Consider the following 10,382-nt stretch of genomic DNA (forward strand, 5'->3'; position numbering starts at 1 on the left):
TGCCGACCGCACTCATCTGATCATCCGTGCCCTATGCGCATATGTCCAGAGGGCCTCTCACGTGAGCATTGCCACTCCTGCCCGGTACCTACAGGGCCGTCGGTAGCATTCCCGGCATGACTGCAGCCGTGTCCGAAGTGACCGAGATAGACCCTCCGCCGGTGAAACCGAGGCTGCGCGGCTGGCTGCACGCGGGCATGTTCCCGGCCGCCCTCGTGGCGGGCGTCGTCCTCACGGCGCTCGCCGACTCGACGCGCGGCCGGATCGCCTGCGGCATCTACGCCGTCACCGCCTGCCTGCTCTTCGGTGTGAGCGCCCTCTACCACCGGGGCGACTGGGGCCCGCGCGCCACCGCCGTGCTGCGCCGGCTGGACCACGCCAATATCTTCCTGATCATCGCGGGCACCTATACCCCGCTGACGCTGCTCCTGCTCCCCCACTCCACCGGGCGGGTGCTCTTGTGGGCGGTCTGGGCGGCCGCGGTGGCGGGGATCGCCTTCAGAGTGTTCTGGGTCGGCGCCCCGCGCTGGCTGTACACGCCCTGCTACATCGCGATGGGCTGGGCGGCGGTCTTCTTCCTCCCCGACTTCCTGCGCACCGGCGGTATCGCGGTGCTGGTCCTGGTGGTCGTCGGCGGGGTGCTCTACAGCCTGGGCGGCATGGTCTACGGGCTGAAGCGCCCGAACCCCTCGCCGCGGTGGTTCGGCTTCCACGAGGTCTTCCACTCCCTCACGCTCGCGGCGTTCGTCGTCCACTACGTCGGCATCTCGCTCGTGGCCTACCAGCACGCCTGACCCATACCGACGCACCCGAAACGGCCGTGGCGCTCCGACGCCACGGCCGTTTGCGATGGCCGACAATGAGCCATATGGCCGCCGAATTCCTCGACTCGCTCGATCAGCTCACCGCCACGCACCCGCCCATGGGGCTGCGCGAGCGCAAGAAGCTCAAGACCCGGATCGCCATCCGCCGGGCCACCTACCGGCTGATCGCCGAGCAGGGGTACGAGGCGACCACCGTCGAGCAGATCGCCGAGGCGGCCGAGGTGTCGCCGAGCACCGTGTTCCGGTACTTCCCCACCAAGGAGGACATCGTCCTCACCGACGAGTACGACCCGGTGATCGAGAAGGCGCTGGCTGAGCGGCCCGCCGGCGAGGACCCGCTGGAATCCCTCCGTGTCGTCATGACGCGGGCCACCGCCGCCCTCCTGGAGCACGAGCCGGAGGAGATGCGCGAGCGGGCCCGGCTGATGGTGGAGGTCCCGGCGATACGCGCCCGGATGACCGAGACGATGGCCGAGACCTCCCAGGTGCTGGCGCGCCTGCTCGCCGACCGCACCGGCCGGGCGGCGGACGACCTGGAGGTGCGGGTCTTCACCGCCGCCGTGATGAGCGCGCTGTGCGAGGCGACGGCCTACTGGGCCGAGCGCGACCAGCGGGACGATCTGGTCGCGCTCGTGCACCGCACCCTGGACACGCTCAGGGGCGGGCTTTCCCTGTAGGCGAGGCCCTCCGGACGTCCCCCTTTCCGCACGCCACGCCGTCCCGGTCCGGGTCGAGCCGCAGCGGGTCGTCCTTGCCGTTGACCTTCAGACGGCCGTAGTCGTGGGCCGCCAGCCAGTCGCAGCGGGCCTTCGTCGTCGCCTTCACCGCCCGCGGGAACACCGTCGGTACGCACACGCCCGCCGAGCCGTAGTGCCGGTCACACCCGGCGATCCGGGGGCTCACCGGGGCGGAGTCCCGTTTCTTCAGCGCCTTCCTCGGCGTCGCGGCCAGGTCGCCGGCGAAGTCGTGGACGTGCGCCGACCGCTCCGCCTCGGCGGCCATCGCCGCCGGTCCGCCCAGGTGCACCCACTGGGCGATGGACGGGATGCCGTTCGCGTCGACCGCGAAGAGCATGTACCAGCCGGGCGGGGCGAGGTTCGGATTGCCGGTGACGTTCAGGTCGACCGTACGGTCGTCGATGACGGACAGCGGCAGGTCCACGAACCGCTGGTTGGGGTCGGAGGAGTGGGTGACGGCGGCCGGGCGGATCAGCTCGGCCTTGGCGATCGGCCGGTCCACCGTGATCCGCTGCGTGTCGCCGTAGTTCCACCGGCTGTCGATCACGGAAGTGATCCGCGGGCGCGGGCCCTTGAGCAGGTACGGCGGCGTGTAGACCGACACGTCGTGGTTGTACGAGCCGTTGCCGGGGTTGTCGCCGACCGCCATCACCCGGCCGTCGGGCAGCAGGAACGCCGACGAGTGGTAGCCGCGCGGCACCGGGTCGGCGGCCATTCCCGCCTGGTAGGTGTCGGTCGCCGGGTCGAAGATCGACGCCTCGAACACCGGGTCGGCCCGGTCGTGCAGCGCGCCGCCGGTCTCCAGGACCTTGCCGTCCGGCAGCAGCACGGCCGACACGTACATCTTGCCCTCGTCGCCGGTCTGCGGGCGCTTGCCCTGGCCCTGGTCGACCAGGCCGTGCGGGATCGGCGGTCCGGCGACGTACCCCGGGTTGGGCTGCTTGAGGTCGATGATGTCGGTGAGGCGGTTGGCGGCGGGGTTGCGCTCGTTGTTGCCGCCGCCGATGGTCAGCACCCGCTGGTCCTGCGCCGGGGGCAGCAGGACGCTCGCCGACTCGTCGCGCTCGTCCTTGTTCCTCAGGCCCGGTACGTCGGTGATGGTGTTGGTGTCGTAGTCGTAGATCGAGGCGCCGGTGCCCGGGGTGCCGTTGCCGAAGGTGTGGCTGCCGGAGTAGAACAGCCGCCCGTCCTGCATGAGGATCATCGACGGGTACAGGCCCCAGTACGACCAGGTCTGCTTCACCTCGTTGATGGGCAGCCACTTGTTCTGCGCGGCCGAGAACTTCTCCGCCGTCACATTGCCGGTCGAGTCCTCCTTGAGGCCGCCGAAGGAGATCACGTCACCATTGCCGAGGATCGTCGCCGACGGGTACCAGTGCCCGTCGTGCATGTCGTTGGTCCTGACGTACGACTCGGTGGCCGGGTCGAAGATGTACGAGTCCTTCAGGCCCTGGTAGCCGATCTTGCCGTCGGCCGACGGATAGCCCTTGTTGCCGCTCATCACCAGCACCCGGCCGTCGGACAACTGCACATGGCCGGCGCAGAACATGTCGACGGGCGTGGGGATGGTCTTGAAGGAGCCGTTCGCCGGGTCGTACACGGCGGAGGTGAACGTCCCGGCCCTGAACATCTCCGGGTCGTTCCCGGAGCCCGCGATCAGCAGCACCTTGCCGTTGTGCAGCACGACGGAGTGCATGGAGCGGACCGGGTTCTTCGTGGGGAGGACCTCCCACTTGCCCTTGGCGCACTCCTCCGCCGTCCCCGTGCACACCGGGTCGGGCGCGGCCGGGGTGACCTCCTCCATCACGTAGTCGTCGGTGGTGACGCTGCCGGTGCCGAAGACGGACACACCCCAGGCGATCCGGTCGGTGCCGGGCGGCACGACGGGCGTGCGCACCTCGGCGCGGGTGTAGTCACCGGCGAGCGGGAGGGTCTTGAGGTCGGTCCAGTACTGCCAGCCGGCGGTGGTGTCGTGCCGGAAGAGTGTGATCGCCGTGTCGGGGGTCGTCGACTTGTACCAGAGCGACAGGTCGTACTGCCGGTCGGCGGCGACGGCCGGGGCGCAGGCGTCCGACTCGGTGATGAGCGCCTTGCGGTCGCCGTCGAGGCGGCGGGTCAGCTCGACCTTCATGGCGGCGCCGCCCGAGTGGGCGTCGGTGGTGGTGGTGAACGTGAAGTCGTTGTCCCCCCAGCCGGACCTGGACCAGCACTCCGGCATGCCGGTGTGGTCGGTGCCCGGGGTCTCGAAGCCGGGGTTCTTGATGAGGTTGATCCCGGCGTTCGCCGGGGACTGGGCCGCCAGGAGCAGGCCGGACGTCATGGCTCCGATGGCGAGCAGCGCCACTCTTCGCCGTCGTCGAGGGAGCCGTCGTGGAGGGACCGGTTTCACCGGACGTTCCTTTGTCACCGGACGTTCCTTCCCGTGCGGGCCGCACGCGCTCTGCGGGGCAGGTAGACCAGCGCCTCGGTCCCGGCGAAGCGCAGGACGAACGTGGTCAGCAGCGCGAGGGCGGTGGCGGGCAGCACCGCGAGGTGGAGCTGCCCGACGAACAGGGCGATCAGCGGTATGCGGAGGACGAGGTCGGCGTTGGCGAGCAGCGCGAAGCGCCCCACGCGGTCGGCCCAGTGCCGGTGGTGGCGGCGGTCGCGGAACAGCAGCACCTCGATGAGGAGGAAGTTCCAGGCGACACCGAGCTGGTTGGCGAGGATCTCGGCGGGCAGGTAGTGCACCCCCGCGCCGGTGAGGACGTACAGGGCGGCCAGGTTCGGTACGAAGCCGGTGAGGCCGATCAGCCCGAACGCGACCATGCGGGCGAGCGGGGAGGCGGTGCGCAGCTCGACGAGGTGGCGGAGGAACCGCAGCCCTTCCCTGGCGGTGGACTTGGACTCGCCGGCGAACCGTTCCTCGAAGACGAACGGGACCTCGGCGACCCGGGCCGGGCGGCACCGGACGGCCAGCTCCAGCAGGATCTTGTAGCCGAGGGGCTTGAGGGCGTCCGCGGTCACCGCGCTGCGCCGGATGGCGAAGAAGCCGCTCATCGGGTCGCTGATGCCGCCGAGGGCGCGCGGGAACAGCCCCTTGGCGAGCCAGGTCGCCCCGCGCGAGACGGCGACGCGGTAGCCGCCCGCCAGTCCGGCGCGGCTGCCGCCGGGCAGGTAGCGGCTGGCGACGACGAGGTCGGCGTTCTCCTTCTCGCCGGTGGCGACGAGGTCGGGGACGAGGGCGGGCGGGTGCTGGAGGTCGGCGTCCATGACGACGACCCAGTCGGCGGTGGCGGCCTTGATGCCCTCGACGACGGCGCCGCCGAGGCCGCCGTCGGGGGTGTCGCGGTGGATGACGGAGACGGGGAAGGCGCAGTCCCGGGCCGCGTCGGCGATCACGGCGGGGGTGTCGTCGGTGGAGTCGTCGACGAAGACGATCTCGCACGGGAGGCGGTCGGGCACGGACGCGGCGACGCGGCGCAGCAACTCCCGTACGTTCGCGGACTCGTTGAAGGTGGGGATGACGACGGTGACGGCTCCCGGCTCGGGTACGTCCCCGGTGACCGGGGCGACGTGCTCGGCGCCGGTGGGCTGGATGGTCAAGAGGCCTCCGCTCCGGTGATCCGGTCTCCGGTGACTCCGTCACCGGTGATCTTCCGGATCTCGATCCGTTCCTCGCCCTCGCCGAAGCTGGCGACGGGCGTCGAGTGCTCCAGCGCCGCCTTGACGTTGGGCAGGTCACGCGCGTCGCGCCGTACGGTCGGGGAGGCGACGACGTAGTCCAGGTCCCGCCAGCCGCGCGGGATCGTCCTCGTCACCGCCGGGTCGAGGTCGGCCTTGTAGAACCAGATGGCGCCGAGCCCGGGTTGGTACCCGGCGTGGACGAGGTCGAGCCAGAGCGCGTCGTCGACGAGCACGCGCGCGTGGGCCGGGTCGGGGACCTCGCGGGCGAGCCAGTGGGCGGCGGCACGGTAGGGGGCGTTGGCGTCGGCGGTCATGGCGGTGCGGTCGCCGTCGTACCAGCGCGGGACGACGTACACGGCGGCGGTGGCGGCGAGCAGCACGGCGGCCGCCCGGCGCACCGGGAGCAGGGCAGGGGTGCGACGGCCCTTGCGCAGCACGGCGTGGGCGACGCTCGCCGCGCCGCCCGCCAGCACCAGGGCCAGGAAGGGCAGGGCCTGGATGACGTACATGGCGGGCAGGTAGCCGGAGGGGCGCATCGCGACGACCGCCAGGATGGCGACGGCGAGCGCCGGGCCGGCCAGCGCCCGCGCGGTGACCGACCATCTGATGGTGAGCAGCAGCAGGGCGGCGCCGGTGAGGCCGCCGAGCGGCAGGACCCGGTCGTAGTAGAGCCAGGAGTCCAGTACGCCGTTGGAGCCGGTGCCCTCGCTGAGGATGAAACCGGAGCCGGGGCGGCTCATCTGGTACGTGATGCCGTCCCACAGCGAGACGTGTCCCTCGCCGGGCAGCAGCTCGCCCTTGAGGAGCGCGAACAGCGGGTAGGAGAAGCCGATCAGGGCGCAGGCGGTGATGGCGCCGGTGACGGCGAACTTGCGGGTGTCGCGGTGGCTGTAGCGCCACATGGTCACCAGCAGCGCCGGCAGGACGACGAGCATCGTCTCCTTGGTGAGGACGGCTGTGGCGGCCGTGATGCCCGCGCCGAAGTGGTGCCACAGGTGCCGGTTGGGCGAGGCGGCGAGGCAGAACGCCAGCAGCATCCACATCACGGCGAGGTTGTCGAGGAAGATCTCGCGCTGGAGGACGACGGAGAGCGGGGACAGCCCGAACAGCGCCATGGCCAGCCCGGCGGCCCAGCGGGGCAGCCACAGGCGGCGCGCCAGCACGTACAGCATCACCGCGGAGGCGGCGCTGACCAGCAGCATCGCCACGCGCATCGAGGCGACGGTCATCGTCTCGGGCGCGATCAGCGAGGGTATCCAGGTGAGGGCGGCGAGCTGCATCCAGCCGAGTGGCGGATGGTCGTACCAGTACGTGTAGTGGGCGAGGCCGCGGCCGTTCTGCACGGCCCAGGCCTGGGCGAGGTAGGTGCCCTCGTCGTCGCTGAGGGTGGGGTACTGCTGGATGTTCCAGCCCTGTACCAGCAGGATCGCGACCAGCAGCAGCCCGCACACGACCAGGTCGGGGCGGGAGCGGCGGAAGCGGACGACGGGCCGGGTGACGAGGATTCTCTTGCCGTGCGGCGCCGGGGCCGTGGCCGGCCCGGGCGTCGCGGGCGCGGCGGGAAGGGTGGCGGTCATCGGGTGGCTTCCTCCCGTACGAGGTGGGCGCCGACGTGGCTGGTGAGCTCCCACTCGTTGCGCCCGCGCTGCTCGCGCCAGACCGCCCGGACCGCCGCCCCGGCCAGGAGCACCTGGTAGAAGGGCCCGCCGACGATGAGCTTCAGGTAGTGCACGAGCCGTACCCGCAGCCCGTACTGCTTGCCGAAGTCGTGCAGTCCGACGATCTCGAAGACGAACGTCACCAGTGCGGTGATCATCGGCAGGAAGGTGATGAAGGCGACCCCGACGGGCACGTCGAGGAAGAGGGCGATCGCGGCGTTGAGCGGGATGACGACACCGGTGAAGGCCTGCATGAACGGGGTCATGAGGGTGTAGCGGGCGAGCATCCGCTGCCCGAGTGTGGGCAGTTGCCTCCAGTCCTTCTTGCGGTAGACCTGGAGGAAGCCCTGGTTCCAGCGGGTGCGCTGCTTGAGCAGGCTCATCAGCGTCCCGGGGGTCTCCTCACGGGTGACCATGTCGGCGTCGTACGCGACGACGACCTTCTTGCCGACGCTGGACAGCCGTACGCCCAGGTCGCAGTCCTCGGCCAGGCAGTTCTGGTCCCAGCCGCCGGCCTCGCGCAGCACGTCGGTGCGGACGAAGACGGTGTTGCCGCCGAGCGGGATGAAGCCCTTGGCGGCGTGCAGGTGGAGGCGGGAGCGGAACCAGAAGAAGTACTCCAGGCAGTTGCGCAGGGAGTACCAGCTCGAATGGAAGTTGATGAGCTGGACGCCGCCCTGCACGACGTCGGCACGGGTGGCGGTGAAGGCGTGGTCCACGTGCGCGAGCAGTTCGGGGTGGACCTGGTCCTCGGCGTCGAAGACGCCGACGACGTCTCCCCGGCAGTACGGCAGGGCGGTGTTGAGGGCCTTGGGTTTGTTCTTGGCCTCGTGGGTGTCGACGATGACCCGTACACGGCCGGGGTCGCGGGCCGCGGCCCGCTCGGCGACCTCGGTGGTCTCCGGGTCGTCGTGGCCGACTATCACGACGATCTCGAAGTCCCGGTGGCTGGACTCCAGCAGCCGGTCGATCGTGTGCTCCAGGACGAGCTGTTCGTGGCGGGCGGGCAGTAACAGCGAGAAAGACAGCCCCTGTTGCCCGTCGGGGCTCTCGAACCGGGTGGCGGCGAGCGTCTCGGGCGTCCGCCAGGCGTGCATCTGCCACCACAGCGTGAAAGCGGCCATCCAGAACAGCGCCAGCGAAATGGCGGCAACGGACACGGATACGAGCACGGAAAAATACCCCCCTCCGGCCACGCCGCGACGGACGCAGGTGCGCACGCCGGTGCTCACACCGGCGGCGCGCCGCCGCGGCGGGGCCGATCCCCAAGAGACATGTCAGGGGCGAATCGCGGCAGGACCCCCCTGGCCGTCGACGCCCTCGGTCATGACCCGCACACGGCCTCCCCAGAACGTGCGCGGAGTCTCCACTCCTTATGTCGGATGAGAATAGAGGCAGACAGTGACAGTCAGGAGCTGTCCCGATAAAAACTGTGTTTCCGGCGTCAGTTGGCCAATTTCCGCGCCAGCTCGTCCGATTCCGTGGTAGGCGCGTCGCAGGTGAAGTGGCGGCAGACGTACGCGGCGGGCCGCCCCTCGACCAGCGGACGGTCCCTGAGCAGCGGGAACTCCTCGCCGGTCCCGTCCGGAGCGCCGAAGGCGACGACCGCGCCGGGAGCGGTGCCGAGCAGCGCCGTGCGGTGCAGCGCGCGGGCCTCGTCGTCGTCCGGGTGGCCGACGACGGCCACCTCGCGCGGCCCGTCGAGCAGCGCCTCGGCGACGGCCAGGCCCCAGCCGATGAAGCGGGGTGCGCGCGGACCGAGGGCCTTGACCACGCCCAGGGCGGCCTCGGCGGCGGCGCGGTGGGCCTCGGAGCCGGTGTGGGCGGCGTACGACAGGAGGGCTCCGGCGGCGGCGGTCCAGCCGGAGGGGGCGGCGTTGTCGGTGGGGTCCTGGGGGCGGCGGATCAGTCGCTCGGCGTCGTGCGCGGTGTCGAAGAGCGCGCCGCCCTCGCCGGTGAACCGGTCGAGCACGATGTCCAGGAGGAAGCCGGAGAACTCCAGCCACACGCCCTCCCCGGTCACGGCGGCCAGCGCCAGGAACCCCTCGGCGACGTCGGCGTAGTCCTCCAGCACCCCCGCGTTGGCGCCGGCGCGCCCGTCCTTGGAGGTACGGGCGAGCCGCGCGGAGCTGTCCATGTGGAGCCGTACGAGCAGGTCGGCCGCCTCCGTGGCCCGCTCGACCAGGTCGGGGCGGTCGAAGTAGGCGCCGGTCTCGGCTAGCGCGGCGATCGCCAGCCCGTTCCAGGCGGCGACGATCTTGTCGTCGCGGCCGGGGCGGGGGCGTTCGTCGCGGGCGGCGAGCAGCCGCCGGCGGATCCGGTCGAGGCGCTCGGCGTCGACGACCCCGGCGCCCTGCGGCAGTTGAAGCACGGAGGAGCCGTGCTCGAAGGTGCCCTCCTCGGTGACGCCGAAGTACTGGGCGGCGTAGTCGGCGTCCTCCTCGCCGAGCACCTCGCGGAGCTGCCCGGGCGTCCACACGTAGAAGGCGCCCTCGACGTGCCTGCCCGTCCCGTCGTCGGAGTCGGCGTCCAGCGCGGATGCGAACCCGCCCTCGGCGGTGCGCAGTTCACGCACCATGAAGTCGGCCGTCTCCAGGGCCACCCGGCGGGCCAGGTCGCTGCCGGTGACCCGCCACAGGTGGGCGTACACCCGGCACAGCAGGGCGTTGTCGTACAGCATCTTCTCGAAGTGCGGCACGACCCACTCGCGGTCCACCGAGTACCGGGCGAAGCCGCCGCCGAGCTGGTCGTAGATGCCGCCCCTGGCCATCGCCTCGCACGTGTCGGCGGCCATCTGGAGCGCGCCCTCGGCACCCGTGCGGGCGTAGTGGCGCAGCAGGAATTCGACCACCATGGACGGCGGGAACTTCGGCGCCCCGCCGAAGCCGCCGTACCGGTCGTCGTAGTCGCGGGTGAGCCCGAGCAGCGCCTGGGCGAGCTCCTGCTCCCCCGGCGCACCGGCGCCGCCGTAGGCCAGGGAGCGCCCGGACAGCTCCCGCACGATGTTCCCGGCGACCTCGTCGACCTCCTCGCGCCGGTCGGCCCAGGCGGTGGCGACTCCCTGGAGGACCTGGTGGAACGACGGCATGCCGTGGCGGGGCGCGGGCGGGAAGTAGGTGCCGAAGTAGAACGGCTCGGCGTCGGGCGTCAGGAACACGGTCATGGGCCAGCCGCCGTGCCCGGTGGCGGCCTGCACGGCCTCCATGTAGACGGCGTCCACGTCGGGCCGCTCCTCGCGGTCGACCTTGACGGGCACGAAGTGCTCGTTCATGTACGCGGCGGTCGTCTCGTCCTCGAACGACTCGTGCGCCATGACGTGGCACCAGTGGCAGGAGCTGTAGCCGACGCTGAGCAGCACCGGCACACCGCGCCGCCGGGCCTCCTCGAATGCCTCGCCCGTCCAGGGCCACCAGTCGACCGGGTTGTCGGCGTGCTGGAGGAGGTACGGGGACGTCTCATGGGCCAGTCGGTTCGGCATAACACCCATCCTGCCGGAT

Annotated in this window: 7 protein-coding genes; 2 read left to right on the forward strand and 5 right to left on the reverse strand. The window is 71.2% G+C overall.

Going from position 1 to position 10,382, the window contains the following annotated elements:
- Nucleotides 1–116 precede the first annotated feature (116 nt).
- Both AB0J57_RS10950 and AB0J57_RS10955 read left to right on the forward strand, forming a co-directional pair.
- Complete coding sequence (locus AB0J57_RS10950) at nucleotides 117–794, forward strand: hemolysin III family protein (protein WP_366127733.1); 678 nt, start codon at nucleotides 117–119, stop codon at nucleotides 792–794.
- A 74-nt stretch (nucleotides 795–868) separates the two neighbouring features.
- Nucleotides 869–1,501: a TetR family transcriptional regulator gene (locus AB0J57_RS10955; RefSeq protein WP_366127734.1), complete on the forward strand. Its 633-nt coding sequence runs from the start codon at nucleotides 869–871 to the stop codon at nucleotides 1,499–1,501.
- Here AB0J57_RS10955 and AB0J57_RS10960 read toward each other — a convergent pair.
- From AB0J57_RS10960 to AB0J57_RS10980, 5 genes are all read right to left on the reverse strand, one after another.
- Entirely contained in the window at nucleotides 1,479–3,881 is a 2,403-nt protein-coding gene (locus AB0J57_RS10960) for a galactose oxidase early set domain-containing protein (RefSeq protein ID WP_366127830.1), read from the reverse strand. The two genes, AB0J57_RS10955 and AB0J57_RS10960, sit on opposite strands and share 23 nt — an antisense overlap.
- 83 nt (nucleotides 3,882–3,964) lie before the next feature.
- The gene (locus tag AB0J57_RS10965) at nucleotides 3,965–5,146 is read right to left on the reverse strand and encodes a glycosyltransferase family 2 protein (protein WP_366127735.1); all 1,182 of its coding nucleotides are present in this window, start codon (nucleotides 5,144–5,146) and stop codon (nucleotides 3,965–3,967) included.
- The gene (locus tag AB0J57_RS10970; protein ID WP_366127736.1) at nucleotides 5,143–6,804 is read right to left on the reverse strand and encodes a phospholipid carrier-dependent glycosyltransferase; all 1,662 of its coding nucleotides are present in this window, start codon (nucleotides 6,802–6,804) and stop codon (nucleotides 5,143–5,145) included. Before AB0J57_RS10970 ends, AB0J57_RS10965 begins: the two co-directional genes overlap by 4 nt.
- Complete coding sequence (locus tag AB0J57_RS10975; protein WP_366127737.1) at nucleotides 6,801–8,057, reverse strand: glycosyltransferase; 1,257 nt, start codon at nucleotides 8,055–8,057, stop codon at nucleotides 6,801–6,803. Before AB0J57_RS10975 ends, AB0J57_RS10970 begins: the two co-directional genes overlap by 4 nt.
- A 272-nt stretch (nucleotides 8,058–8,329) precedes the next feature.
- Complete coding sequence (locus tag AB0J57_RS10980; RefSeq protein WP_366127738.1) at nucleotides 8,330–10,363, reverse strand: thioredoxin domain-containing protein; 2,034 nt, start codon at nucleotides 10,361–10,363, stop codon at nucleotides 8,330–8,332.
- Nucleotides 10,364–10,382 lie beyond the last annotated feature (19 nt).

Origin of the sequence: Streptomyces sp. NPDC049837, assembly GCF_040674455.1 — a bacterium.
In the GTDB taxonomy this organism is placed as follows: domain Bacteria; phylum Actinomycetota; class Actinomycetes; order Streptomycetales; family Streptomycetaceae; genus Streptomyces.

What these genes read in the sequence shown, in the direction of transcription:
- AB0J57_RS10955 (WP_366127734.1), top strand. Translation starts at nt 869, where the DNA reads ATGGCCGCCGAATTCCTCGACTCGCTCGATCAGCTCACCGCCACGCAC.
- AB0J57_RS10970 (WP_366127736.1), bottom strand. Translation starts at nt 6,804, where the DNA reads ATGACCGCCACCCTTCCCGCCGCGCCCGCGACGCCCGGGCCGGCCACG.
- AB0J57_RS10950 (WP_366127733.1), top strand. Translation starts at nt 117, where the DNA reads ATGACTGCAGCCGTGTCCGAAGTGACCGAGATAGACCCTCCGCCGGTG.
- AB0J57_RS10960 (WP_366127830.1), bottom strand. Translation starts at nt 3,881, where the DNA reads ATGACGTCCGGCCTGCTCCTGGCGGCCCAGTCCCCGGCGAACGCCGGG.
- AB0J57_RS10980 (WP_366127738.1), bottom strand. Translation starts at nt 10,363, where the DNA reads ATGCCGAACCGACTGGCCCATGAGACGTCCCCGTACCTCCTCCAGCAC.